Origin of the sequence: Planctomonas deserti, from assembly GCF_003067705.1 — a bacterium.
Lineage (GTDB): Bacteria > Actinomycetota > Actinomycetes > Actinomycetales > Microbacteriaceae > Planctomonas > Planctomonas deserti.
The window spans coordinates 294,525-320,430 of sequence record NZ_QANL01000004.1 but is presented as its reverse complement, the minus strand read 5'-3'; the positions used below and the strand labels follow the sequence as shown (position 1 = coordinate 320,430).

The window sequence follows — 25,906 nt, the reverse complement described above, 5'->3', positions numbered from 1 at the left end:
CCCCCGCCGGTCAGCGGGGCGGGTGGATGCGGGAGGTGCCCACGAAGGCAACGTCGGCCACGAGCGGCACCCCGGACGCGTCGCGCTTGGCGCCGCCCGCGGGCAGCTCGCGCACGGCACCGTCGGCGCCGGAGGCTAGCGCGGGCGTCGGCCCGGCCCAGGCGAGCAGCAGCGTGTCCTCGCCGCGGAGGAAGCGGTGGGCCCGCACGCCGCCGGTCGCGCGGCCCTTGGCCGGGAACTCGGCGAGCGAGCTCACCTTGGCCGTGCCCGCGTCGGTTCCGGGGAGGGTCGACGTGCTGCCGGCGATGGTCACCACGACGGCGTCCTCGGCAGACGCGATCGCCGCGAAGGACACCACGGCGGCGCCGGAGGACAGGTTGATGCCGGCCATGCCGCCCGCGGCACGCCCCTGCGGGCGTACGGAGGATGCGGCGAAGCGCAGCAGCTGCGCGTCGGACGTGATGAACACCAGGTCGTCGGCGTCCTCGCCCTGAGCGGCCCCGACGACGAGGTCTCCCGGCTTGAGGGTGATGAGCTCGAAGTCCGGCCGGTTCGCCCAGTCGCCGGCGACGACGCGCTTGACGACGCCCTGCGCCGTGCCGAGCACGATGGACCGCGGCGAGGCGAGATCGACGAGGGCGAGCACCCGCTCCTTCTTGTCCGTGAGCCCGAGGTAGTCGCGCATCCGGACGCCGGCGCCCAGCTGCACGGAGTTCTCCGGCACGACGGGAAGGTCGAGCGGCGTCATCCGGAGAAGCCGGCCGGCCGTGGTGACGGCGCCGATCTCCGTGCGGCTCGTCGTCGCGATGCTCGACTGAATGGAGTCGTGCTTGGCGCGACGCGGGGCCGAGGCCACCGTCGACGGCTCCTCGGGCACGTCGACGCGCACCGCGCGCCCGGTCGTACTGAGGTACACGATGCAGGGGGTGTCGGCGAGCTCGAGCGATACGGGCTGCTTCCTCGACCCCGTGGTCGCGGCGCTCGGCCGCGCCTCGGTGAGCAGCGTGCGCCGCGGCGTGCCGAAGCGCTCGGCGACCTCGCCGAGCTCGTCGCTCACGAGGGCGCGCAGGTTCCGGTCACTGCTCAGCAGCTGCTCGAGCTCCGCGATCTCGCGGCGCAGCTGGTCCTGCTCCGCCTCGAGCTCAACCCGCGAGAACTTCGTGAGGCGGCGCAGCCGCAGCTCGAGGATGTACTCGGCCTGCACCTCGGTGAGCTCGAACACGCTCATGAGGCGCGCCCGCGCCTGCTCGGTGTCGTCGCTCGTGCGGATCACCTGGATGACCTCGTCGATGTCGAGGATCGCGACGAGGAGGCCGTCCACCAGGTGCAGCCGCTCGCGCCGGCGCGCCAGCCGGTAGCGCGTGCGGCGGGTGACCACCTGGATGCGGTGCTGGATGTAGACCTGCAGCAGCTCGATGAGGCCGAGCGTCTTCGGCCCGCCGTCCACGAGGGCGACGTTGTTGATGTTGAAGGAGTCCTCGAGCGGCGTGTAGCGGTAGAGCTGCTCGAGCACCGCCTCCGGGCTGAACCCCGTCTTGATGCCGATCACCAGGCGCAGGCCCTTGGTGCGGTCGGTGAGGTCGGTGACGTCGGAGATGCCGCTCAGCTTCTTGTTGCCGACGCCGTCCTTGATCTTCTCGATCACGCGCTCCGGCCCCACGAGGTAGGGCAGCTCGGTGACGACGAGGCCCATCTTCCGCGGCGTGATGTTCTCGATCGACACCTTGGCGCGCGTCTTGAACGCGCCGCGGCCCGTCGCATACGCGTCTCGCACGCCGGCGAGCCCGGTGATCGTGCCCCCCGACGGCAGGTCAGGTCCCGGAATGAACGACATGATGTCGTCGAGCGTCGCCTTCGGGTTCGCGATCAGGTGCTGGGCGCCGGCGACGACCTCGATGAGGTTGTGCGGCGCCATGTTCGTCGCCATGCCGACGGCGATGCCGCTCGCGCCGTTGACCAGCAGGTTCGGGAACGCCGACGGCAGCACCTCGGGCTGCATGTGCGAGTTGTCGTAGTTCGGGAGGAAGTCGACGACGTCCTCGTCGAGTCCCGCGGTCATCGCCAGCGCGGGCGCCGCAAGCCGGGCCTCGGTGTACCGGGCGGCGGCGGGGCCGTCGTCGAGGGAGCCGAAGTTGCCGTGGCCGTCGATGAGCGGCACGCGCAGCATGAACGGCTGGGTCAGGCGCACCATGGCGTCGTAGATGGACGCGTCGCCGTGGGGGTGCAGCTTCCCCATGACCTCGCCCGTGACGCGCGCCGACTTCACGTGGCCGCGCTCGGGGCGCAGGCCCATCTCGCTCATCATGTAGAGGATGCGGCGCTGCACGGGCTTCAGCCCGTCGCGGGCGTCGGGCAGCGCCCGGGAGTAGATGACCGAGTACGCGTATTCGAGGAACGAGCCCTGCATCTCGGTCGAGACGTCGACGTCTTCGATGCGTTCAGGAGTGTCGGGGGAGGTGGTTCGGTTCTCTCGGGGCGTCATTCTCGATCTTCGGCTGCACGTAGGATTTCGATCATGCTACCGGCCAGGCAATCGCACAGGCTGAGCCTCGCCGACGTGCTGCCCGCCGGTCTGGATTCGCTCTCCGGTCGCGACAACGCCCTCTCCCTGCCCCGCGCGGACTCCGCCGTCGTGGTGCTCGTCGACGGCCTGGGCAGCGCGGCGCTCAGGTCGCGGGCCGGGCACGCGCGGGCGCTGTCCCGGCGCTTCACCCGCCGAGACGTGATCGACAGCGGCTTCCCGACCACGACCGCGGCCGCCATCGCGAGCCTCACGACGGGCTCGCGGCCCGGGGAGCACGGGCTGGTCGGCTACTCGGTCCTCGACCGCGCGAACGACCGCGTCGTCAACCAGCTGTCCGGCTGGGACGAGGGCATGGCGCCCGCGGAGTGGCAGCTCCGGCCGACCGTGTTCGAGCGCGCCGCGGCCGACGGAGTCGACGCGTACTCCGTCGGCTCGCCCCGGTACCGCACGTCCGGCTTCACCCAGGCGGTGCTCCGCGGCAGCGAGTACCGCGACGGGCGGGACATCGCCGACCGCTTCGCCGAGGCGCGCGCCATCCTCGACGGCCCCGGCCGGTCGCTCATCTACCTCTACGTCCCGGAGCTCGACGTCGCCGCCCACGCGCACGGCTGGGAGTCGGACCGGTGGCTCGCCGCGCTCGAGGAACTGGACGCCGCCCTCGCCGGCTTCGAGCGGACGCTGCGCCGGGGCGAGGGGCTGCTGGTGACGGCCGACCACGGCGTGCTCGACGTGCCGGCGACCGCGCACGTGCTCTTCGATCTCGACCCGGCGCTCGTCGAGGGCGTGCGGCACGTCGCGGGCGACCCCCGGTGCCTCCAGCTGCACCTCGAGCCGGGGGCCGGGGAGGCCGACCGTGCGCGGCTGCTCGCCGCCTGGCACGAGGCGGAGGGGAGCAGGTCCTGGATCGCCGATCGCGAGGAGGCCATCGCCTCCGGCTGGTTCGGCGGGGTGCGCGACGAGGCTCGCGACCGGATCGGCGACGTGATCGTCGCGGCCCGCGGCCGGATCGCCTACTACGACTCCCGCGACCCGAATCCGGGGCCGCGGCGGATGATCGGCCAGCACGGCTCGCTCACGCCCGAGGAACTGCTCGTTCCTCTGATCCGACTCGGCGCATACGACCGCGGCTGATCGCTCCCAAGACCGCGGCCGAGCAGGGTCGCAGGTCCCGGGAGGACCAGGTGCCGTCGGGGCTAGGCCGGGTCTTCCTCGCTGCGGGCCCCGAAGACGATCTCGTCCCAGCTGGGCATGGCCGCCCGTCCGCCGCGGCGCGACTTGCCGGTCCCGCCCGACGCCTTCTGCGGTGCCACGGGGGAGGGCATCGGGGCCCGCTGGCTCGCGGGCTCCTGCCGCGTCGGCGCGGGCGGCTCGAGGAAGTCCTCGAGCGGCACGTCGACCATCCGGATACCGCTGCCGGCCGGGGAAGCCGCCGTCGGCTCGACGTGCTCCTCCTCCCACGTCGCCGCGGCCTCGCGCTCGCCCCGGCGACGACGCAACGCCTCGAGGAGATCGGCGGTCTCGTTCAGGGAGGGAGCGGAACCGTCCGGGGTCCGCTTGCGGCCGGCGACCGAGCCGCGCGGCTCGGCGGAACGCCCGTAGGGGAGCGAGTCGGTGTTCGCGGCGTCGTGGCCCGCGAGCTCCCGGCCGTCGAACCGGAAGGCGCCGCTGTCGAAGCGCGTCTCGGAGGGCTGGCCGTCGGTGGTGACGGCGCGCAGGCGCGGGATGAGCGCGCCCTTCAGCTCGCCCTGCTGGGAGAGCGTCACGGCCTCGTTGTTCTGCGGCGCGAGCGAGCGCTTCCTGTGGTCGTATCGCCAGCGTGCATCGTGGTCGATCTCGTCGGCGGTGAACTCGAGCTTGACGGTCCAGCCGTCTTCGTCCTTCCAGCTGCTCCACCGCTCGTCGGATGCGCCGAGGGACGCGAGCCGCTCGGACATCACGACGCCGAAGCTCGTGCCGGGGCTCAGCGGATCGACGTCGATCGCGGTGTGCACGATGACGGCCAGCGCCTGCGCGACGATGTGCTCGCGTTCGGCGAGCACGGGGCCCTCGAACTTCCGCACGAACTCGATGGGGGCGCCGGTCGCCGCGGCGACCTCCTCGGCAGACAGTCCGGCGCGGATCTGCGCCTGGATCTCGCGCGGGGGCACCTTGCGCCCGCTCTGCTGGTCGGACGTCGCCGGACGCAGCCGCGCCTGGAGCACCTCGTCGATGGGGATGCGGAAACGGCCGCCCTGCTCAGAGGAGGCCAGCAGCGCACCGTTCTCGACTCCGATTACTTTCAGATCCTGCATGAAAAAGGCCTCTCGCGGTTCCTGGGTGCGGCAAGAATCGCATGCCGGGAGGGCATTTGCCGGGAATAGCCATGGCGCGTCGCAAGTTGCATGGGAAGCGCGGCGCAAACCCCCTCCAAAGCGGTTTGCTATTCGCCTCGTATTGATGCAAACTAACGCCGCCGATCAGCCATCGGCAGCGATTTTCGAAGACTGGATGGGCATGGCAACTGATTACGACGCTCCGCGCAAGACCGAGGACGACTCCGAGTCGATCGAGGCCCTGAAGGAGCGAGTGCCGGACCGTATGTCCGGTGTCGTCGACGTCGAGGACGCCGACAACCCGGGCGGTTTCGACCTGCCCGGTGCCGACCTCTCCGACCTCGACCTCGAGACGGTCGTGCTGCCTCCCCAGGCCGACGAGTTCACCTGCGTGAGCTGCTTCCTGGTGAAGCACCGTTCGCAGATCGACCACGAGGAGAAGCTCGGGCCGATCTGCCAGGAGTGCGCCGCCTAGAGCTGAACCCTCTCACGCACCACCCGCCAATCGCTGCGATCGTTCGATCGCAGCGATTAGTTTTTTCGGGCGGCGGGTGGAGACGAGCCAGTACGGCGCCGGGTCCGCGGGGTCGGTCACCGGCACGCGGACGACCGGCTTCACCCAGCCGCGGATGCAGAGGTACGCGCGGGCGTCGAGCCGGCGCCCGCGCTCCAGGGTCGCCTCCTCGTCCGTGAACGCGGCGGGGGCGCCGAGCAGCGACACCGGGATGTGCGCCCGCCCCGCGCGGAACTCGCCGCCGGCCACCTCGATCACCGGTGCGGTATAGATGAGCGCGCCGATCGCGCCGACATAGAGGAGCACGGCGACGGCGACGCCGACGGGCGCCGAGATCGGCAGGAAGACGAGCATCGTCGCGGGGAAGACGAGGGCTATGAAGATGTACATCCACACGGTCGGCATCAGGCGCTCGCGGTAGACGGTGTCGTCGGGATCGGGCATGGTTCTATTCGACCAGACTTCGTGCACTACCCTCGACACGTGGTTGATAGCGTCGACGTCCTCATCAAGGCGGACTCCGTTCCGGTCTACGCACACCCCGGCGACGCCGGCGCGGACCTGCGGTCGGCGGAGTCCCTCACCCTCGCGCCCGGTGCCCGGGCGACCGTGGGCACGGGCGTCGCCATCGCCCTGCCGGACGGCTACGCCGCGTTCGTCGTGCCGCGCAGCGGCCTCGCGTCGAAGCACGGCATCACCGTGGTCAACAGCCCGGGGACCGTGGACGCGGGCTACCGCGGCGAGGTGCGGGTGACCCTCCTCAACACGGACGCGCGGGAGCCGTACGAGATCACGGCCGGCGACCGCATCGCCCAGATCATCGTGATGCCCGTCAGCCGCGCGCGCTTCGTCGCGGTCGAGGAACTCCCCGGAAGCCACCGCGGGGAGTCCGGCTTCGGCTCGACCGGCTACGGAAGCACCAAGTCAGGAGAATCCGCGTGAGCGATCCCGAGAACACCGAGCTCGAGCCGACCGACCTCGTCCAGCCCAAGTCGGCACCGGAGGATCGCGACACCGCCGGTCCGCTCGACGAGTCCGAGGCGAACCCCGCCCGCCCCTACGTCGACCTCGGCGGCGTGCGCATCCTGCCCCGCGAGGGCCTGCAGCTCCGCCTGGAGGTGGCGGAGGGCACGCAGCGCGTCGTCGCCGTCAGCCTCGACTACGCGAACTCCGGCCTGCAGGTGCAGCCGTTCGCCGCGCCGCGCTCCAGCGGTCTGTGGCACGAGATCCGCGGCCAGATCGCGGAGCAGATCGAGAAGCAGGGCGGCCGCACGACGCTGACCGACGGCCCGTTCGGCCCCGAGGTGCTCGCGGAGATCCCCTCGGTGTCCCAGGCGGGCGGGCCAGCGCAGACGCGCCTCGCCCGCTTCATCGGCGTCGACGGTCCCCGCTGGTTCCTCCGCGGCGTCATCACGGGCGCCGCGGCGACCGGCGCCGAGGCCGCGGCCCAGATCGAGGACCTGTTCCGCAGCATCGTCGTGGTGCGCGGGAACTCGCCGATGCCGCCCCGCGACCTGATTCCCCTGAGCATGCCGAAGACGCCGCCGGGCGGTCAGCAGCGCCCCGCCTCGACCGTGACGGACGTCTGATCGCGTGAGCGGAGCACCGAACGGCCCGGGCGACAGGGCGACGCCCGCCCCGGGCGGCTCCGACCCCCGCGCGGCCGACGTGCTGGCGGACGGCCTCGCCGGGGCCGCGCGCCGCGCCGGCCTCGACCGTGCCGCCGCGGGCGAGCGCATCCGGGGGCACGAGCTGCTCGCGGCGATGGGCGGCGTGCGCGGACTCGTCGAGGCCCTGCTGCCGGGCATCGTGTTCCTCGTCGTCTTCACCGCGACCCGCGACCTCCTTCCCGCGGTCATCGCGCCCGCGGCCCTCGGCGTCGTGTTCCTCGTGCTGCGCCTGGTCGCGCGCAGTCAGACGTCGCCCGCGATCGGCGGACTCGTCGGCATCGTGCTGTCCGCTCTCCTCGCCCTCCGCACGGGCGACGGCAAGGACTTTTACCTGCTCGGCTTCTGGACCAACGGCATCTACGGCGCCGTGTTCCTCGTGTCCGTGATCGTTGGCTGGCCGCTACTCGGCCTCGCGATCGGCGCGCTCATGGGGGAGGGCACGGCCTGGCGGCGCCAGAAGGCGAAGTACCGGGCCCTGCGCCTGCTCACCCTCATCTGGGTCGCGTTCTTCGCGCTCCGCCTCGTCGTGCAGCTGCCCCTCTACTTCGCCGACAACGTGGAGGCGCTCGGCGTGACACGCCTCATCATGGGCACGCCGCTCTACGGCCTGCTCGTCGTGCTCTCGTTCCTCTTTGTGCGCGCCCTCTACGCGAGGGACCCGAACGGCCCGGCCGGGCAGCACTGACACGGGCCCGCTCCCTGCTACGATTTATCTTGACATCAAGATAGTTTGAGACCGTCCCCGAGCTGCGCGAGGGGATAGGTTAGCTGTGCGGGTGCGGCGCCGGGCCACGGGTCCCGGCACGAAAGCGAGAGCCGCGTCCGCCGCGTTCATCGAGGAAGAGGGCATCGTGTCTGCAGTCAACAGTTTCGGCGCGAAGGACACCCTTCGCGTCGGCTCGTCGTCGTACGAGATCTACCGAATCGACTCCGTGCCGGGTCACGAGAAGCTGCCCTTCAGCCTGAAGGTGCTGCTCGAGAACCTGCTGCGCACCGAGGACGGCGCGAACATCACGGAGTCGCACATCCGCGCCCTCGGTGACTGGGTGCCCACGGCGGAGCCGGACACCGAGATCCAGTTCACGCCCGCGCGCGTCGTCATGCAGGACTTCACCGGCGTGCCCTGCATCGTCGACCTCGCCACCATGCGCGAGGCCGTCGTCGAGCTCGGCGGCGACCCGACCAAGATCAACCCCCTCGCCCCGGCCGAGCTCGTGATCGACCACTCCGTCATCGCTGACCTGTTCGGCACGCCGAACGCCTTCGAGCGCAACGTCGAGATCGAGTACGAGCGCAACGGCGAGCGCTACCAGTTCCTCCGCTGGGGCCAGACGGCGTTCAACGACTTCAAGGTCGTGCCGCCCGGCACCGGCATCGTGCACCAGGTCAACATCGAGTACCTGGCCCGGGTCACCTTCACCCGCGAGGTGAACGGCGTGCTGCAGGCCTACCCCGACACGCTGGTCGGCACCGACTCCCACACGACCATGGTCAACGGCCTCGGCGTGCTCGGCTGGGGCGTCGGCGGCATCGAGGCCGAGGCGGCCATGCTCGGCCAGCCCGTCTCGATGCTCATCCCCAAGGTCGTCGGCTTCAAGCTCACGGGCGCGATCCCCGCGGGCGTCACCGCCACGGACGTCGTGCTGACCATCACGCAGATGCTGCGCCGCCACGGCGTCGTCGGCAAGTTCGTGGAGTTCTACGGAGCAGGCGTCGCGGAGGTCCCGCTCGCCAACCGCGCGACCATCGGCAACATGAGCCCCGAGTTCGGCTCGACCGCGGCCATCTTCCCCATCGACGACGTGACGCTCGACTACCTCCGCTTCACGGGCCGCGACGAGGAGCAGGTGCAGCTCGTCGAGGCCTACGCGAAGGCCCAGGGCCTCTGGCACGACCCGTCGCGCGAGCCCTCGTTCAGCGAGTACCTCGAGCTCGACCTCAGCACCGTCGTCCCCTCCATCGCCGGCCCGAAGCGCCCGCAGGACCGCATCGAGCTGAGCGTGGCGAAGGAGCAGTTCGAGCGCGACCTGAACGACTACGCCTCCATCGACCACGGCAAGCACAGCCTCGTGGACGAGGCCGTCGAGGGCACGTTCCCCGCCTCGGACCCCATCGGCTTCACCGCGCAGGACGAGGAGAGCGCCCACCAGCAGACGTCGCACGACGCGAGCTTCCACCACGAGTTCGCCGCCGAGCACTCGAGCCACGCGCCGACCTCCGTGTCGAACCCGACCCGCGTCGCCCTCAAGGAGGGCGAGCAGTTCACGATCGACCACGGCGCCGTCGCGATCGCCGCCATCACGTCGTGCACGAACACCTCGAACCCGTCCGTGATGCTCGCCGCCGGCCTGCTCGCGAAGAAGGCGAGCGAGAAGGGCCTGAAGGCGAAGCCGTGGGTCAAGACCACGCTCGCGCCCGGGTCCAAGGTCGTCACCGACTACTACGACAAGGCCGGACTCACCAAGCCGCTCGAGGACCTTGGCTTCTACCTCGTCGGCTACGGCTGCACGACCTGCATCGGCAACAGCGGGCCGCTCGAGGAGGAGATCTCCGAGGCGGTGCAGCAGAACGACCTCGCCGTGACCGCGGTGCTCTCGGGCAACCGCAACTTCGAGGGCCGCATCAACCCCGACGTGAAGATGAACTACCTGGCGAGCCCGCCCCTCGTGGTGGCGTACGCGCTGGCGGGGTCGATGAACTTCGACTTCGAGCGCGACGCGCTGGGTGTGGACACCGACGGCAACGACGTGTTCCTCCGCGACATCTGGCCCGACGCCGCCGAGGTGCAGGCGACCATCGACGCCGCCATCGACACGGCGATGTTCGACAAGCAGTACTCCGCGGTGTTCGAGGGCGACGAGCGCTGGCGTTCGCTGCCCACGCCGACCGGCGCGACGTTCGATTGGGACTCCGAGTCGACCTACGTGCGCAAGCCCCCGTACTTCGAGGGGATGACGCTCGAGACCACGCCGGTGTCCGACATCACCGGCGCCCGTGTGCTGGCCAAGCTCGGTGACTCCGTGACGACGGACCACATCAGCCCCGCCGGCTCGATCAAGGCCGACAGCCCCGCCGGCCGCTACCTCGCGGAGCACGGCGTCGACCGGAAGGACTTCAACTCCTACGGCTCGCGCCGCGGCAACCACGAGGTCATGATCCGCGGCACGTTCGCGAACATCCGGCTGCGCAACCAGCTGCTCGAGGGCGTCGAGGGAGGCTACACGCGCGACTTCAGCCAGGCCGACGCGCCGCAGTCCTTCATCTACGACGCGGCGCAGAACTACGCCGCGTCCGGCACCCCGCTGGTCATCCTCGGCGGCAAGGAGTACGGCTCCGGATCCTCCCGCGACTGGGCGGCGAAGGGCACGAGCCTCCTCGGCGTCCGCGCCGTCATCACCGAGAGCTTCGAGCGCATCCACCGCTCGAACCTCATCGGCATGGGCGTCGTGCCGCTGCAGTTCCCCGCCGGCGAGACCTGGGAGAGCCTCGGACTCGACGGCACCGAGGTGATCAGCATCACCGGGCTCGAGCAGCTCAACGAGGGCGTCACGCCGAAGACCGTGCACGTCGTCGCCGAGCCCAGCGAGCACTCGGCCGAGGGCAAGCAGACCATCGAGTTCGACGCGGTCGTGCGGATCGACACCCCCGGTGAGGCGGACTACTACCGCAACGGCGGCATCCTTCAGTACGTGCTGCGGAGCCTGGTCGCCTAGCGATCGGTTCCCGCACGACGGCGGAGGCCGGGACAGCGCTGCTGTCCCGGCCTCCGCCGCGTGCGGCGGGTGTCAGGCGCGAACGAGGTCGCTCGACTCGACGGCGCGGAAGTCGGTCTCCGGCTCGGTGCCGTTCAGCAGGTAGTCGCCGATCGCGGCCTGGCGGAAGATCGCGGGGTTGTGCGACGCGATCGTCCTGGCATTGCGCCAGTGCCGGTCGAAGCCCGCCTCGCTGAGCACGGCGGAGGCGCCGCCCACCTCGAAGAGCCGCGACGTGACGGCGAGGATGTCAGCGACGGCGATCTGCTGGGCCTGGAACTGGCGCACCTGGAGGCGCACGTAGTCGGCCGTGCGCTCACCCTCGTCGGCGTGCGCCCGGTCGCGCACCTCGGCGTAGTCCCGCGCGACGTCGCGCACGAGCGCCTGCACGGCGGTGACCCTGCTGGCGAGCTCACCGACGACGGTCTGCACCCGGGGGTCGTGCCGTGGCGCGCTCTCGCCGGCGATGCCGAAGGAGCGTGACCGCCCGCGCACGAAGGCCACCGTCTCGTCGAGGGCGGTGACGCCGATGCCGGCCATCGTCGCCTGCAGGAGCAGGTGCAGCAGCAGCCGGAAGTCGAGGGTGTACCAGTCGGGCTCCTGGCGGATGCGGTACACGTTCTCGTCGGCGAGCTCGACGTCGGTGAACACGGTGGTGCCGCTGGCCGTGAGCCGCTGACCGAACCCCGTCCAGTCGTCGTGCACCTCGACGCCGTCGGCGGCGGTCGGCACGACGGCGCCGTAGCGCTCGCCGGACTCGTCGAGCGCGCCCGTCCAGGTGTAGTCGGCGTACAGCGTGCCCGTCGTGTAGAACTTGCGGCCCGAGAGCCGCCAGGAGCCGTCGACCCGGCGGAGGCGCGCGTCCGTCGTGGTCGTCGACCCCTTCTCGGCCTGCGCGTTGCCGAAGACGGCCCCGTCGGTCGCCCGCCGGAGCCACTCCCGGTCACGATCCGTCCCGCCGACGAGGAACCGCTCGACCAGCGCGAAGTGGCCGCGCAGCGCCTGGGGCAGGTTCGGGTCGGCGGCGGCGAGCTCGATGAGCAGGTCGAACAGCTCGGGGAGCGTCGCGCCCGCACCGCCCAGGTCCGTCGGCACCCGCATCGCGGTGAAGCCGGAGCCCACGAGGGCGGCGATCTCCGGGTGGAGCAGCCGCCGGTCGCGCTCGCGCAGGACCGCGTCCCTGCCGACCTCGGCGATCACCGCGCGGAATCTGTCGAGGGTCCGGGGATCGAGGCTCATCTGGCCACCACCTCGCGGAAGGCGTTGTGGAAGGAGCGCGCGGGGTGCTCGTCGGGCAGCAGGTCCCGGCCGAACAGCTTCCGGCGCAGAGTTCCCGGCGTGTACTCGCGCTGGGCGAGACCGCGGTCCTGCAGCACGGGGACCACCTCGTCGACGAACTCCTCGAAGCTGCCGGGGAGCACCCAGTTCATGACGTTGATGCCGTCGACGCCGGCGTCCCGCCACTCGGCGAGACGGTCGGCGATCTGCTCCGGCGTGCCGACCACCCGGCCGCGCAGCCGGGCGGCGAGGGTCGCGAGGTCGCGCACCCGGGGATCGGGGTCGGGCGACAGCTCGCGCATCCAGCGCAGGTGGCTCACGTTGGTCTTCGTGGAGAGCTCGGAGAGGGGGGTGTCGGGGTCGAGCGGCTCGCCGGTCTCGGGGTCGAAGGCGAGATTGCTGTGCAGGAGGAAGCCGTCGCTGGACAGGTACTCGTCCAGCTCGGCCTCCTTGCGCCGTGCCTCGTGCTCCGTGCCGCCCACGACGAACGCCTGCCCGAGGAAGAAGGCGAGGTCGGCCGGGTCGCGGCCGGTGCCCGCCACCTTCGCCCGGGTCTCCTCGATGAGCGCGCGGGTCTTGTCGAGGCCGGACGTGAGGATGAACTGGCCCTCCGCGTGCCGGGCCGCGAAGGCGCTCCCGGCGGGCGACGATCCGGCCTGGAAGATCACGGGCGTGCGCTGCGGCGACGGGGGACTCTGGTGCGGGCCGGCCACCCGGTAGCGCGGACCGACGTGGTCGATGCGGTGGATGCCCCGCGCGTCGGCGTAGACGGCGTCCTCGCGGTGGCCGAGGGCCTTGTCCACGACGAGCGCGTCGTCGTCCCAGGACCCTTCCCACAGCTTGTAGACGACCTTGAGGTACTCCTCGGCCCAGCGGTAGCGCTCGTCGTGCTCCTCGAGACCGTCGGCGCCGAAGTTGCGCGCGGCGCTCTCCTGCGCGCTCGTGACGACGTTCCAACCGACCCTGCCGCCGGAGAGGTGGTCGAGGGTCGAGACCCGCCGCGCGAACTCGAAGGGGTGCGCCTGCAGCACCGAGGAGGTGAACACGAGGCCGAGGTGCTCGGTGACGGCGGCGAGCGCGCCGAGCAGCACCGACGGGTCGTTGCTCGGGAACTGGAGCCCCTCCCGCGCGTTCACCGTGTAGTCGCCCCGCGCCGGTCCGTACAGGCCGAGCACGTCGGCGAAGAAGATGGCGTCGAACCTCCCGCGCTCAAGCGTGCGGGCGAGGTCGGTCCAGAGGCGGAGCGACGTGAACTCGTGCTGCCGGGCATCCGGGTGGCGCCACAGGCCGTGCTGGATGTGGGAGTTCGTGTTCATGACGAACGCGGAGAGGCGCAGCGGACGCCGCTCCCGCCCTCGATCGCGGAGGTCGTCGGAACCGGCTGTCATCGTCGTGATGCTCCCTCTGTCGTTGCGGTCTGCGCGGCGCCGGCGATGAGCCGGTGTCCGGGAATGGCGTCCAGCAGTTCGCGGACGTAGTCGGTGCGGGGCGCCTCGAAGATCTCGCGCGCGCTGCCCTGCTCGACGACCCGGCCGGCGCGCAGGACGACCACGTGGTGGGCGAGCCTGCGCACGGTGGAGAGGTCGTGCGAGATGAAGAGGTAGGAGACCCCGAACTGGCGCTGCAGGCTCTCGATCAGCTGGAGCACGCGCTCCTGGGTGATGACGTCGAGCGCGCTGAGCGCCTCGTCGAGCACCACGACAGAGCTGTTCGGCGCGAGGGAGCGCGCGATCGCCACGCGCTGGCGCTGGCCGCCGGACAGCTCCCCGGGGCGCTTGTCGATGGTGCCCTCGGGAAGGGCGACGGCGTCGAGCAGCTCCTGCACCCGCGCCCGGCGCTCGGTCACCGGGTAGAGCCCCATGGCCGCGAGCGGCTCCGCCACGATGCGCCCCACCGTCCACCGCGGGTCGAGCGCAGAGTCCGGGTTCTGGTACACCAGCTGCACCCTGCGCCAGAGCGCCAGCCGGTCGCGCCCGGAGACGGCGGTCACGTCCCGGCCGTCCAGCCGGATCTCGCCGGAAGTGGGATCGACGAGACGGAGGATCATGCGCGCCGTCGTCGACTTGCCCGAGCCGGACTCGCCGACAAGAGCGAGGGTGCGGCCCGCGGGCAGGGTGAACGAGACGTCGTCGACCGCGAGGGTCGCGTTCGCCCCGCGGCGGCCGGCGAACGACTTGGTCAGGGCGCGCACCTCGAGCGCGGGGACCGCGGCCCCGGTGCCGGTTGCATCGGCTGCGGGAGCGGGATCCTCCGGCGGGAGCGCGGACTGCGTCGCGCGGGCGTGCGCGATGAGCTCGCGGGTGTAGCCGACCCGGGCCGTGTCGACGATCTCGGCGACCTGCGCGTCGTCGACCAGGCGGCCGCGCTGCAGCACGAGTGCGCGGGACGCGTGGTCGGTGGCGAGGGCGAGGTCGTGCGTGACGAAGAGCACGCTCGACCCGTGCTCCCGGGCGAGCCGGTCGAAGACGCGCAGGATCTGCTTCTGCACGGTCACGTCGAGGGCCGACGTCGGCTCGTCCGCGACCAGGAGCGCGGGGTTCAGACCGAAGGCGATCGCGATCAGGATGCGCTGCTTCAGGCCGCCCGAGAGCTCGTGCGGGTACTGGGTGAGGCGGTCCGCGGCGCGGCTGACCTCCGCGACCTCCAGAAGCTCGATGGCGCGGGCGCGCCGCTCGGCGCGTCCGAGGCGCTCGCCGCGGATCGCGAAGATCTCGGCCACCTGGTCGCCGATGGTGAGCACCGGGGTGAGGCTCGCGCCGGGATCCTGCGGGATCAGGCCGACCGTGCGGCCGCGGATCCTGCTCCAGCGCGACTCCGAGAGGCGCGTGACGTCCGTGCCGTCCACGGTGATGCTGCCGGCCGTGATCGCGGCGCTCCGCGGCAGGAGGCCCGTCACGGCGCCGGCGATGGTGGTCTTGCCGGAGCCCGACTCGCCCACGAGCGCGACGATCTCGCCCTGGCCGATCGAGAAGGACACGTCGTCCAGCGCGCGCACCCGCTTCCGGCCGAGCCGGTAGTCGAGCGAGACGCCGTCGAGCCGCAGGGCAGGGGCGATAGTGGCGGTGGTATCAGCGACGGTGGTGGTGGTGTCAGGCACGGGTCACCTTTCCGAGGTAGCGGCCGAGGACCCCGAGCGCCACGACGACGAGCAGCACGAAGGTGCCGGGCAGCGACGTCATCCACCAGGCGTTGGCCAGGTAGTTGCGCCCCTCCGCGATGATGAGCCCCCACTCGGGCGTCGGGGGCGGGGTGCCGAAGCCGAGGTAGCCGAGGGCGGACACGGCGAGGACGGCCGCGCCGAAGTCGACGACGGCGAGTGCGATGAGCGCGCCTGCCGCGCCGGGCAGGATGTGCCCGAACAGCTGACGGAAGTAGCCTGCGCCGGCGAGCTTGCTCGCCTCCACGTAGTCGAGCGCGCGGACCCGGAGCACCTCGGCGCGGGTCACGCGGGCGAACAGCACGATGGAGCCGATGCCGACGCCGACGCCCAGGGAGACGGGCCCCGCGCCGTAGGCGGAGACCACGAACAGGGCGACCATGAACGCCGGGAGGGCGATGAGGGCGTCGATGACCCGCATGCTGATCGCGTCGGCCCACGGGCCGAGGGTCGAGGAGGCCAGGCCGATCGCGGTGCCCAGCGCGAGGCCGACCAGGACGGCGAGGCCGGCGGTCAGCGCGGTCTGCGTCGTCCCGTGGATCACCCGGGCGAGGACGTCGCGACCGAGGTGGTCGGTGCCGAAGGGGTGCGCCACGCTGGGCGCGAGGAAGACCTCCGCGGAGTCGCCGACCAGAGGGTCGTAGGACGTGAAGAGGCCGGGGACGACGAGCCAGGCGACGAGCACGAGCACGAGGAGGGCGGACAGCGCCGTGGCCGGGCCGGGCAGGGGGAGGGCCCCGATGCCGCGCGGCACGCGGACGGCGGGGAGCGATCGACTAAGCGCCAAGGCGGGACACCCCTCTCGTTCCCACGCTGCGGAGGACCCGGGGGTCCAGCAGCGGGGTGATCAGATCGACGACGAGCGCGGCGACGACCACGACAAGGGTGGTGAGGAACACGAGGCCCTGCACCAGCGGCACGTCCTGCGCGATCACGGCGCGCAGGAGCACGGAGCCGAGGCCCGGGCGGGCGAAGACGGTCTCCGTGATGACGGATCCGGCGATGAGCACGCCGAGCGTCGTGCCGATGACCGCCGTGGTGGCCCCGAGCGACGAGCGGAAGACGTGGTGCCAGAAGACCCGCATCGGACGGGCGCCCTTGGCCCGCGCGGTCTTCACGAACGCGAGCTCGGACGCCTGCTCGACCCCGGTGAGCAGCACCTGCGCGATCGGCGCCGACACCGGGATGGCCAGCACGAGGGCCGGGATGAGCAGCGACAGCAGGGAGCCGTCGGGGAACAGCGAGAGGATGCGCAGCTGGAACGAGAACACCTGCAGCACCACGATGCCCAGCCAGAACACGGGGATCGAGCTGAACAGGGAGGGCGCCGCGACGATGACGGCGCGCAGCCGGGGCGAGTCGACCAGGAACGCGATCGCGCTGATCCCGATCGCGATGAGCACGCTGAGCAGCAGGCCGGTCGAGGCGAGCGCAAGCGTGCTGCCGACGACGCTGCCGATCCGCTCGAGCACCGACTGCCCCGTGGAGAGCGAGAAGCCGAACTCGCCGCGCAGCAGGTTGCCGAGCTGTAGCGCGTACTGCTCGAACCACGGCCGGTCGTAGCCGTACAGGGCGCTCACCCGGTCGATGAGCTCCTGGTCGGCGCCCGCGTCACTGGCGAGGAAGATCGTCACGGGGTCGGACGGCAGCGTCTGGATGAGCACGAACACGATCGTGTACGTGATCCAGAGGACGACGAGCGCCTGCCCGGCCCGGGACGCGAGATAGCGCAGCATCTGAGGGATCAGTCCTCGACCCAGGCTTCCTGGAGCAGCGGGGCGGTCCCGCCGTCGAAGGAGATGTGGACGCCCTTGCCGACGGCGTGCACCTGCACCTCGTCCCACAGGGGCACGAGGAGGTTCGTCCCGAGCACGAGCCGCTCCTGGATGTCGGCGAGCACGGCCTCGCGCTCGCTCGGCTCGGTCGCGGCGCGCTCGGTGGCGAAAAGCGCGTTCAGCTCGTCGTCCGAGACGTAGGTGTTGGTGTTGCCGGCCGCGCTGAAGAGCGGGCCGAGGCCGCCGAGGTAGAACTGCCGCGACCCGATGATGGGGTAGGCCGGGTCGCCGAGCGCGGTCGCGAGGATCGCGCTGTCACCGGCGTTGTTCGTCAGCTCGACGCCGATCTTGCGCCATTCGGACTCGATGAACTCGAACGCGGGCTTGATGACGACGCTGCGGGGGCTCGCGGCGATCGAGACGCGCAGCCGCTGGCCGTCCTTCTCGCGGATGCCGTCGCTGCCGACCTTCCAGCCGGCCTCGTCGAGCAGGCGCTCGGCCTCGTCCGCGTCGTAGGCGAACTCGTCGCTCAGGTCGACGAAGCCCGGGGCGGAGCGGTTGAGCACGGAGCCCGAGAGGGGGTAGCGCTCGCTGAGCACGGTCGACTTCAGGGCCTCGCGGTCGAAGCCGATCTGCAGCGCCCGGCGCACGTTCTGATCGGAGACGACGGGCGCACCGCCGCGGAAGGCGGCCCAGTTGGCCGTGAGCTCGGGCGCCTCGGCGACGGCGAGCTCGATGCCGGATGCGGTGGCGCTCGCCTCGTCGCTCGGCTGCACGCCGCGGGAGACGTCCGCCTGCCCGGAGGCGACGGCGCCCACGCGGAGGCCGACCTCGGGGATGGCGCGGAAGACGACCTCGTCGAGGTGCGCGGCGCCGTCGTTCGTGGAGATGGACGACGGCCAGGCATAGTCGTCGCGCTTGGTGAACACGAGCTCCTGGTCGGGCACCTGCGACTCGAAGACGAACGGGCCGGATGCGACGATCTTGCTGATGTCGGCCTGCCCGGCGTAGTCGAGGGCAAGCGTCGCGGGCGCGAGCAGGCTCGCGGTCGCGGCCGCCGTGGCCTTCAGGAAGTCGGCGTTCGGCTCGGACAGGCGCACGACGACGGTGTCCTCGGCGGTGACCTCGGAGCCGACGTAGCCGATGAAGTCGCGGTTCTTCACGATCTTCTTGGCGTCGTCGCCGAGGCCGAGCTGGTCGAGGTTCGCCTTGACGGCGGCCGCGTCGAGGGGGGTCCCGTCCGAGAACGTGACGTCGGGACGGATGGTGAAGGTGAACTCCGTGTTGTCCTCGTTCACGGTCCACTCCGACGCGATCCACGGCACGACCTCGCCGGTCTCGGGGTCGAAGGCCGTCAGCCGGTCGGCGATGTTCCGGAACACGTTCGACTGCGTGTAGTTGAAGGCCTTCTGCACCTGGAAGTCGGTCTGCAGCTCGATGTCGGCGAAGACGAGCGAGCCGCCCTCCACCGGGGAGCCGGACAGCGTCGAGGCGCCGGCACCGTCACCGGCACCACCGCCCGTGGCGGCCGGGGCGGCGCAGCCGGCGAGGACACCGGCCAGGAGTGCGGCGGCGCCTGCGGTGGCGGCGAGGCGGGTGCGAACGCGGTGGAACGACATGGGGACTCCTTGCGGCGGGCGGTGTGACGGGGCGGGATCAACCTATGAGCGCGCCCCTCCTCCGCACGAGCGCCGCCGTAACACTGCGCCATGAAGGAGGACGCGGCTGTGCCGAGGGGGTCCCGTCGCCGGCTCCACCGCCCAACACGCTCGCCCCGCCGCCATTCCGCCCGTTCCAAGGGTCGGTGCGTAGACTCCCAGGCGGGGCGAGTGGTCCCGCAGGCTGCGAAAGGTGCACGGGATGGGTCTACTCGAGGCGATCTCCGGTCCACGGGATCTCGACGGCCTCAGCCGCGCCCAGCTCGTCGAGCTCGCCGCCGACGTGCGCCGCTTCCTCGTCGAGAACGTGTCGCGGACGGGCGGGCACCTCGGCCCGAACCTGGGCGTCGTCGAGACGACGATCGCGATCCACCGCGTCTTCGACTCGCCGCGCGACGCGATCGTGTTCGACACCGGGCACCAGTCCTACGTGCACAAGCTCCTCACCGGTCGCCAGGACTTCTCCCGGCTCCGCAAGACCAACGGGCTCGCCGGCTATCCCCAGCGCTCCGAGTCCGTCCATGACATCGTGGAGAGCTCGCACGCGTCGAGCTCGCTGAGCTGGGCGGACGGCATCTCCCGCGCGTTCCAGATGACGGGGCAGGACGACCGGCACGTCGTCGCAGTCGTCGGCGACGGCGCCCTCACGGGCGGCATGACGTGGGAGGCGCTCAACAACATCTCCGACGACAACAACCGCCGGCTCATCATCGTCGTGAACGACAACGGGCGCTCCTACGCGCCGACCATCGGCGGCATGGCGCGCTTCCTCAACACCGTGCGCACCCGGCGCTCGTACCGCGACCTCTACTTCGGCAGCCGCGCGGCGTTCGACCGGCTCGGCGCCCCCGGCCAGGCCATCTACCGCGGCGTGCGCGGCGGGCTGCACGGCTTCCTCAGCCGGTTCACCAACAACGAGGCGCTCTACTCGAACCTCGACATCAAGTACCTCGGCCCCGTCGACGGCCACGACGTCGACGCCATGGAGGAGACGCTCCTCCAGGCCAAGAACTACGGCGCGCCGGTGATCGTGCACGCGATCACCCAGAAGGGGCGCGGCTACGAGCCCGCCCTGCAGGACGCCGCCGACCAGTTCCACGCCGTCGGCCAGATCGACCCGGAGACCGGCGAGCCCCTCGACCCGTCGACCACGCCGTCCTGGACGAGCGTGTTCGCCGATGAGATCGTGACGCTCGCCGACGAGAACCCCGCGATCGTGGGCATCACCGCCGCGATGCTGCGACCCGTCGGGCTGCACAAGCTCGCCGAGAAGTACCCGCAGCGCGTGCACGACGTCGGCATCGCCGAGCAGCACGCCGTGACCTCGGCGGCCGGCCTCGCCTTCGGCGGCCTGCACCCGGTCGTCGCCCTCTACGCCACCTTCATCAACCGCGCGTTCGACCAGGTGCTCATGGACGTCGCGCTGCATCGCGCCGGCGTCACGTTCGTGCTCGACCGCGCCGGCGTCACCGGTCCGGACGGGCCGAGCCATCACGGCATGTGGGACCTCGCGATCCTGCAGGTCGTGCCGCACATCCGGCTCTCCGCCCCGCGCGACGCGACCCGCCTGCGCGAGGAGCTCGGCGAGGCCGTGAAGGTGGAGGACGCTCCCACCGTCGTGCGATTCTCCAAGGGCAACGTCGGCACCGAGATCGACGCCGTGCGCCGGCTGCCCGACGGCGTCGACGTGCTCCGCGAGGAGGCCCGCCGCGACGTGCTCATCGTCACGGTCGGACCCATGGCGCAGATCGGCCTCGACGTCGCCGAGCGGCTCACGGCGCAGGGCATCGGCGCGACCGTCGTCGACCCGCGCTGGGTCGTGCCCGTTCCCCGCAGCGTCATCGACCTCGCGGCCGGGCACCGGCTCGTCATCACCATCGAGGACGGCGTCCGGGTCGGCGGCATCGGCACGCGCATCCGCCAGGACCTGCGTGGCGCCGGGGTCGACACGGCCGTGACGGAGCTCGGCCTGCCCGACGAGTTCCTCGACCACGGCTCGCGGGACGACATCCTCGAGCAGGTCGGCCTCACGCCGCAGCACATCGCCCGCGACGTCGTGGCGCAGGTGCTCGGCAGCAAGATCCCGATCGCCCGGCCGCTGCCGGAGGACGCCGAGGACCCGGTGTTCAGCCGCCGGGCCGACGCCGAGTAGCGGTCCTCGGACGGGCTCGCCCTAGCGCGCGGGCCCGGCGTCCTGTCCGGGCCCGGCCTCGCGCGCGGGCTCGGCCTCCTGTGCCGGCCGCAGGGCGTAGCGCAGCTCGATCGCGCCGCTCGGGAACGACGTTGTGCGGTCGAGGGTCACGGTCCTCGCGCCCGTGGTGATGGGCAACAGTCGCCGCCCCCGGCCGAGGAACACCGGCACGATCGTGAGGTGCACCTCGTCGAGCAGCCCCGCGTCGGCGAACTGCGCGGCCACGTCACCGCCGCCGACCACCCACACGTTCCGGTCCCCGGCGGCCGCGGTCGCGGCGGCGTGCACGGTGGCGACGTCCGCGGCGCCGATCGAGATGCGTGCGCCCTCGATCGCCGGCAGGTCCCGGGTGGTGAGGACCCAGGTCGGCGTGTCCCCGTAGGCCCAGGCCGACGGTCCCTCACCGAGCAGGAACTCGTAGGTGCGCGAGCCCATGACGATGGCGCCGACCTGGCTGATGAAGGCGTCGTAGTGGGCCTGGAACTCCTCGAAGCCCAGCCGCAGGAGCCAGTCGATGCGGTCGTCCTCGTCGGCGATGAAACCGTCCGCCGTCGAGGCGACGTAGTACTGCGTGCTCATGCGCACACGCTAGACCCGACAGGCGACATCGGCCAGGCCGCGAACACGGCGGCGGCCGAGGACCTACCCTTGACCGCGGGTCACCACAGACGGAGGAACACATGAAGCACGTGACGCTGGGCGCCGGACGACTCGACGTGTCGAGGATCGGCCTCGGCTGCATGGGGATGTCGGACTTCTACACCGGGAGCGGGCAGGACGACGACCAGGCGCTCCGGGTGATCGGCCGCGCGCTCGACCTCGGCGTGACGTTCTTCGACACCGCGGACATGTACGGGCCGCACACCAACGAGATCCTGGTGGGCAAGGCGCTGAAGCGCGCCTCGGACGACGTGGTGCTCGCGACCAAGTTCGGCGTCGTGCGCGACCCGGACGACCCGTCCCGGCGTGGCATCGACGGCAGCCCGGCCTACGTGCGGAGGTCCATCGAGGGGTCCCTGCGCCGCCTCGGCCGCGACCACGTCGACCTGTACTACCTGCACCGCGTCGACCCCGGGACACCCATCGAGGACACGGTCGGCGCCATGGCGCAGCTCGTGACGGAGGGGAAGGTGCGCTACCTCGGGCTGTCCGAGGCGGCCCCGGAGACCATCCGGCGCGCGAACGCCGTGCACCCGATCACCGCCGTCCAGACCGAGTACTCGCTCTGGACCCGCGACCCCGAGCAGGAGGTGCTGCCGACCGTGCGCGAGCTCGGCATCGGATTCGTGCCGTACTCGCCGCTCGGTCGGGGCTTCCTCACCGGCACGATCCGGTCCATCGACCAGCTCGCCGAGAACGACTTCCGCCGGTTCAACCCGCGCTTCGAGGGCGACAACCTGAAGGCCAACATCCGCATCGTGCAGCAGGTGGACGACGTCGCCCGCGCCATCGGCGCGACGCCCGGCCAGGTGGCCCTCGCCTGGCTGCTCGCCCAGGGCGACGACATCGCCCCGATCCCGGGCACGAAGCGCGTCCCCTACCTGGAGCAGAACGTCGCCGCGGACGCCGTGCGGCTGAGCGAGGACCACCTCGCCCAGCTGAACGAGGTGGCCGCGCCCGTGGGCGACCGTTACGCGGACATGTCCCCGCTCAACCGCTGAGCCGAACGATCCATCACTCGACGCCGCGGATAGGCGGCTCGTGGAACGTGCCGCCGAACGCCCTCTCGCTGGCGCCGACCCGGTCGAGGTACGGCGTGACGCCGCCCATCTGGAACGGGTAGCCCGCGCCAAGGATCAGGCACAGGTCGATGTCCTCCGCGGCGTGCACGACGCCGTCGTCGAGCATCCGCTTGATCTCGTCGGCGAGGCCGACCTCGACGCGCTCGCGGATCTGCTCGCCGGTCATCGGGCTTGTCCCGCCCCGCACGATCCGCAGGGCCGTCCTGTCGAAGCCCTTCACCGTGCCCTTCGCGTCCCGCTCGTAGATCCGGCCGTGCTCGGCCAGGGCGTGCAGGGTGCTGCTGGCGAAGAACCGGTCGGGGAAGGCGGCGTGGTGCGTGTCCAGCACGTGCGCGCCGACCTTGAGGCCCACGAGCTCGAGCAGCGCGAACGGCGACATCGGCATCCCGAACGGGTCGAGCGCCGAGTCGACCACCTCGAGCGGGGTGCCGGAGTCGACCGCGTGCATCGTCTCGCCGAGGACCTTCGCCAGGATGCGGTTCACGACGAAGCCCGGGGTGTCGCGCGTGATCACGGCGTTCTTCTTGAGCGCCGCGGCGGTGACCATCGCCGTGCTGAGCACCGCGTCGGTGGTCTGCGGCGTGCGCACGACCTCGATGAGCGGCATGACCGCGACGGGGTTGAAGAAGTGGAAGCCGACCAGCCGCTCGGGGTGCGCGAGCTTCGCGCCGATCGCCTCGACGGAGAGGGACGACGTGTTCGTCGCCAGCACGGCCGTCTCGGACACGTACCGCTCGATGTCGGCGAAGACGTCCTGCTTCACGCCGAGCTCCTCGAACACCGCCTCGATGACCCAGTCCGCGTCGGCGAAGTCCGTGCGGTCCGTCGTGCCCGTGACGAGGGCCTTCAGCCGGTTCGTCTCGTCGGGGGAGATCCGGCCCTTGTCGCGCAGTTTGTCGATCTCGGAGTGGATGGTGGACAGCCCCTTGTCGACCCGCGCCTGGTCGAGGTCCGTGATGAGCACGGGCACCTGCAGGCGCCGGGCGAACAGGAGCGCGAACTGGGTCGCCATCAGGCCGGCGCCGACCACGCCGACCTTCGTGACCGGCTGAGCCAGCGACTTGTCGGGCGCGCCCTCGGGGCGCTTCGCCCGCTTCTGCACGAGGTTGAACGCGTAGATGGATGCACGGAACTGATCGCCGGCCACGAGGTCGGCCAGAGCCTCGTCCTCGGCGGCGAACCCCTCCGCCCGCGTCGTGTTCTTCGCAGCCCTGAGCAGGTCGAGGGCGCGGTACGGCGCCTCGGCCACCGGACCGATCTTGGCCAGGAGTTGCTTGCGCGCTATGCCGACCGCGATGTCCCACTTGGCGAGCCGCTCGAGCCTGCCGGGCTGGTGCGGGCGCTTCACCTCGATGGCGCCCGTGAGCACGCCGTCGGCCCAGCGTAGGGAGTCCTCGAGGAAGTTGGCGGGCGGGAAGATCGCGTCGGCGATGCCCAGCTCGAACACCTCCCGGCCCTTGAGCGTGCGGTTGTTCTTCAGCGGGTTCTCGACGATCACCTTGAGGGCGTTCTCGATGCCGATGAGGTTCGGCAGCAGCCAGCTGCCACCCCAGCCCGGGATCATGCCGAGGAACACCTCGGGCAGGGCGAGCGCCGGGATGGAGCTGTCGACCGTGCGGTAGGTCGAGTTCAGTGCGATCTCCGTGCCGCCGCCGAGGGCGAGGCCATTGATGAAGGTGAACGACGGCACGCCGAGCTCGGAGAGCTTGCCGAGCACGCGGTGGCCGAGCTGGGCCAGCTGCTTGCCGACGTCGCGGCTCGGGATCTCGCCGACCTTCGTGAGGTCGGCACCCGCGGCGAGGATGAAGGGCTTCCCGGTCACGGCGACGCCCGCGATCTCGGCGCGCGCCGCGCGCTCGGCCAGCGCGTCGAGCACGCCCTCCAGCTCGAGCAGCGTCGCCGGGCCGAGCGTGTTGGGGCGCTTGTGGTCGCGGCCGTTGTCGAGGGTGATCAGGGCGAGGACACGGCCGCGCGCGAGCGGCACGTCCCGCACGAAGGAGTGCGTGACGACCTCGTCGGGGTCGAGGGCCACCAGGGCGTTCAGGGTGCCGGTGTCGGTCATCGTGCGCTCCTCGTGCTCTTCTTCTTGCTCTTCTTCTTCCCGTCGAAGTGCGGGTTCTCCCAGATGACGCTGCCGCCCTGGCCGAGCCCGATGCACATGGCCGTGAGGCCGTAGCGGACCTCCGGGTGCTCCTCGAACTGGCGCGCGAGCTGGTTCATCAGCCGAACGCCGGAGGACGCGAGCGGGTGACCGAACGCGATGGATCCGCCGTACTGGTTCACGCGCGGGTCGTCGTCGTCGATGCCGAAGTGGTCGAGCAGCGCGAGCACCTGCACGGCGAACGCCTCGTTCAGCTCGAACAGCCCGATGTCGTCGATGGTCAGCCCCGCCTTGCGCAGGGCCTTCTCGGTGGAGGGGACCGGGCCGATGCCCATCACCTCGGGCTCGACGCCGGCGAACGCGAAGCTCACGAGCCGCATCCGCGCGGGCAGCCCGAGCTCCTTCGCCGCGTCCTCGCTCGCCAGCAGCGCGGCCGTTGCGCCGTCGTTCAGGCCGGAGGAGTTGCCCGCCGTGACGCGGCCGTGCGGCCGGAACGGGGTGCGCAGGCCGGCGAGCCCCTGCAGCGTTGTGTCGGGTCGCGGCGCCTCGTCGCGGTCCGCGAAGCCCCAGCCCGCGTCGCTGCGCGTGGCGACGGGCACGAGGTCCGCTTGGATCTTGCCCGCGGCGTAGGCCTCGGCGACCTTCTGCTGGCTGCGCAGGGCGTAGCTGTCCGCGCGCTCCTTGGTGAGGTGCGGGAACCGGTCGTGGAGCCGCTCGGCGGTCTTGCCCATGTTCAGGGCGTCCTCGCTCACCAGCCGCTCGGCGAGGAAGCGCGGGTTGGGGTCCGCCCCGAAGCCCATCGGGTGCCGCCCCATGTGCTCGACGCCGCCCGCGATGGCCACGTCGTACGCGCCGAAGGCGATGCCGCCCGCTGTGGTGGTGACGCTGGTCATGGCGCCGGCGCACATGCGGTCGATGGCGTAGCCGGGCACCGAGCGGGGGAGGCCCGCGAGCAGCGCGGCCGTGCGGCCGAGCGTGAGGCCCTGGTCGCCCGTCTGCGTGGTCGCGGCGATCGCGACCTCGTCGACCCGCTCCTTGGGCAGCGACGGATTGCGCTCGAGCAGGCCGATCATCGCCTTGACGACGAGGTCGTCGGCGCGGGTCTGCCAGTACATCCCCTTCTCGCCGGCGCGGCCGAACGGGGTGCGCACCCCGTCGACGAACACGACTTCAGTTCTCTCGGCCACAGTGCCTCCCGGTGTCTTCCTTGACGGACGGCTTCGATCCTAGGG

At 71.5% G+C, this 25,906-nt stretch carries 20 protein-coding genes; 8 read left to right on the top strand and 12 right to left on the bottom strand.

Annotation, left to right across the window (positions count from 1 at the left end; genetic code table 11):
• Positions 1-10: 10 nt before the first annotated feature.
• Positions 11-2,482: a DNA gyrase/topoisomerase IV subunit A gene (locus DAI20_RS14930; RefSeq protein WP_108252226.1), complete on the bottom strand. Its 2,472-nt coding sequence runs from the start codon at positions 2,480-2,482 to the stop codon at positions 11-13.
• Between the two features lie 33 nt (positions 2,483-2,515).
• Between DAI20_RS14930 and DAI20_RS14925 the strand changes: the two genes are divergently transcribed.
• Positions 2,516-3,655, top strand: coding sequence for an alkaline phosphatase family protein (locus DAI20_RS14925; RefSeq protein WP_108252224.1), 1,140 nt, complete (start codon positions 2,516-2,518; stop codon positions 3,653-3,655).
• 62 nt (positions 3,656-3,717) lie between these two features.
• Here DAI20_RS14925 and sepH read toward each other — a convergent pair whose 3' ends face one another.
• Positions 3,718-4,815, bottom strand: a complete 1,098-nt coding sequence (sepH, locus tag DAI20_RS14920) for a septation protein SepH (protein ID WP_108252222.1) — start codon at positions 4,813-4,815, stop codon at positions 3,718-3,720.
• A 202-nt stretch (positions 4,816-5,017) separates the two neighbouring features.
• Here sepH and DAI20_RS14915 point away from each other — a divergent pair, with 202 nt between their 5' ends.
• On the top strand, positions 5,018-5,311 hold the full coding sequence (locus DAI20_RS14915) for a DUF4193 domain-containing protein (RefSeq protein ID WP_108252628.1): 294 nt from the start codon (positions 5,018-5,020) through the stop codon (positions 5,309-5,311).
• A 12-nt stretch (positions 5,312-5,323) separates the two neighbouring features.
• On the opposite strand, the gene DAI20_RS14910 is transcribed toward DAI20_RS14915, so the two are convergent.
• Positions 5,324-5,794, bottom strand: coding sequence for a DUF3093 domain-containing protein (locus tag DAI20_RS14910; RefSeq protein ID WP_108252219.1), 471 nt, complete (start codon positions 5,792-5,794; stop codon positions 5,324-5,326).
• Positions 5,795-5,833: 39 nt separating this feature from the next.
• Between DAI20_RS14910 and dut the strand changes: the two genes are divergently transcribed.
• The 4 genes from dut (at position 5,834) to DAI20_RS14890 (ending at position 10,733) form a co-directional block, all read left to right on the top strand.
• The gene (dut, locus tag DAI20_RS14905; protein ID WP_108252217.1) at positions 5,834-6,292 is read left to right on the top strand and encodes a dUTP diphosphatase; all 459 of its coding nucleotides are present in this window, start codon (positions 5,834-5,836) and stop codon (positions 6,290-6,292) included.
• Positions 6,289-6,939 (top strand): DUF3710 domain-containing protein, encoded by a 651-nt coding sequence (locus DAI20_RS14900; RefSeq protein WP_108252215.1) that lies wholly within the window; start codon positions 6,289-6,291, stop codon positions 6,937-6,939. The genes dut and DAI20_RS14900 overlap by 4 nt, the downstream gene beginning before the upstream one ends.
• Before the next feature lie 4 nt (positions 6,940-6,943).
• Entirely contained in the window at positions 6,944-7,705 is a 762-nt protein-coding gene (locus DAI20_RS14895) for a DUF3159 domain-containing protein (RefSeq protein WP_240606098.1), read from the top strand.
• Between the two features lie 166 nt (positions 7,706-7,871).
• The gene (locus DAI20_RS14890) at positions 7,872-10,733 is read left to right on the top strand and encodes an aconitate hydratase (RefSeq protein WP_108252624.1); all 2,862 of its coding nucleotides are present in this window, start codon (positions 7,872-7,874) and stop codon (positions 10,731-10,733) included.
• Between the two features lie 72 nt (positions 10,734-10,805).
• On the opposite strand, the gene DAI20_RS14885 is transcribed toward DAI20_RS14890, so the two are convergent.
• From DAI20_RS14885 to DAI20_RS14860, 6 genes are read right to left on the bottom strand one after another with little or no spacing between them, the layout of a single operon-like run.
• A complete protein-coding gene (locus DAI20_RS14885; protein ID WP_108252213.1) occupies positions 10,806-12,011 on the bottom strand; it encodes an acyl-CoA dehydrogenase family protein in 1,206 nt (401 codons plus the stop codon).
• Entirely contained in the window at positions 12,008-13,438 is a 1,431-nt protein-coding gene (locus DAI20_RS14880; protein WP_108252211.1) for an LLM class flavin-dependent oxidoreductase, read from the bottom strand. Before DAI20_RS14880 ends, DAI20_RS14885 begins: the two co-directional genes overlap by 4 nt.
• Complete coding sequence (locus DAI20_RS14875) at positions 13,435-15,147, bottom strand: dipeptide ABC transporter ATP-binding protein (protein ID WP_205781461.1); 1,713 nt, start codon at positions 15,145-15,147, stop codon at positions 13,435-13,437. Before DAI20_RS14875 ends, DAI20_RS14880 begins: the two co-directional genes overlap by 4 nt.
• The gene (locus DAI20_RS14870; RefSeq protein WP_240606097.1) at positions 15,140-15,994 is read right to left on the bottom strand and encodes an ABC transporter permease; all 855 of its coding nucleotides are present in this window, start codon (positions 15,992-15,994) and stop codon (positions 15,140-15,142) included. The genes DAI20_RS14875 and DAI20_RS14870 overlap by 8 nt, the downstream gene beginning before the upstream one ends.
• Entirely contained in the window at positions 15,984-16,943 is a 960-nt protein-coding gene (locus DAI20_RS14865) for an ABC transporter permease (protein WP_108252209.1), read from the bottom strand. The genes DAI20_RS14870 and DAI20_RS14865 overlap by 11 nt, the downstream gene beginning before the upstream one ends.
• A gap of 8 nt (positions 16,944-16,951) precedes the next feature.
• The gene (locus DAI20_RS14860) at positions 16,952-18,601 is read right to left on the bottom strand and encodes an ABC transporter substrate-binding protein (RefSeq protein WP_108252207.1); all 1,650 of its coding nucleotides are present in this window, start codon (positions 18,599-18,601) and stop codon (positions 16,952-16,954) included.
• A 241-nt stretch (positions 18,602-18,842) separates the two neighbouring features.
• On the opposite strand from DAI20_RS14860, the gene dxs reads away from it, so the two are divergent.
• Complete coding sequence (dxs, locus tag DAI20_RS14855; protein ID WP_108252205.1) at positions 18,843-20,792, top strand: 1-deoxy-D-xylulose-5-phosphate synthase; 1,950 nt, start codon at positions 18,843-18,845, stop codon at positions 20,790-20,792.
• 21 nt (positions 20,793-20,813) lie between these two features.
• Here the strand turns inward: dxs and DAI20_RS14850 are convergent, their stop codons facing one another.
• The gene (locus DAI20_RS14850) at positions 20,814-21,410 is read right to left on the bottom strand and encodes a dihydrofolate reductase family protein (protein ID WP_108252203.1); all 597 of its coding nucleotides are present in this window, start codon (positions 21,408-21,410) and stop codon (positions 20,814-20,816) included.
• 101 nt (positions 21,411-21,511) lie between these two features.
• On the opposite strand from DAI20_RS14850, the gene DAI20_RS14845 reads away from it, so the two are divergent.
• The gene (locus DAI20_RS14845) at positions 21,512-22,492 is read left to right on the top strand and encodes an aldo/keto reductase (protein WP_108252201.1); all 981 of its coding nucleotides are present in this window, start codon (positions 21,512-21,514) and stop codon (positions 22,490-22,492) included.
• Positions 22,493-22,505: 13 nt separating this feature from the next.
• Here DAI20_RS14845 and DAI20_RS14840 read toward each other — a convergent pair whose 3' ends face one another.
• Positions 22,506-24,635 carry a 3-hydroxyacyl-CoA dehydrogenase NAD-binding domain-containing protein gene (locus tag DAI20_RS14840; RefSeq protein WP_108252199.1) on the bottom strand — a complete coding sequence of 710 codons (2,130 nt, stop codon included), beginning with the start codon at positions 24,633-24,635 and terminating at the stop codon, positions 22,506-22,508.
• Complete coding sequence (locus tag DAI20_RS14835; RefSeq protein WP_108252197.1) at positions 24,632-25,861, bottom strand: thiolase family protein; 1,230 nt, start codon at positions 25,859-25,861, stop codon at positions 24,632-24,634. Before DAI20_RS14835 ends, DAI20_RS14840 begins: the two co-directional genes overlap by 4 nt.
• Positions 25,862-25,906 lie beyond the last annotated feature (45 nt).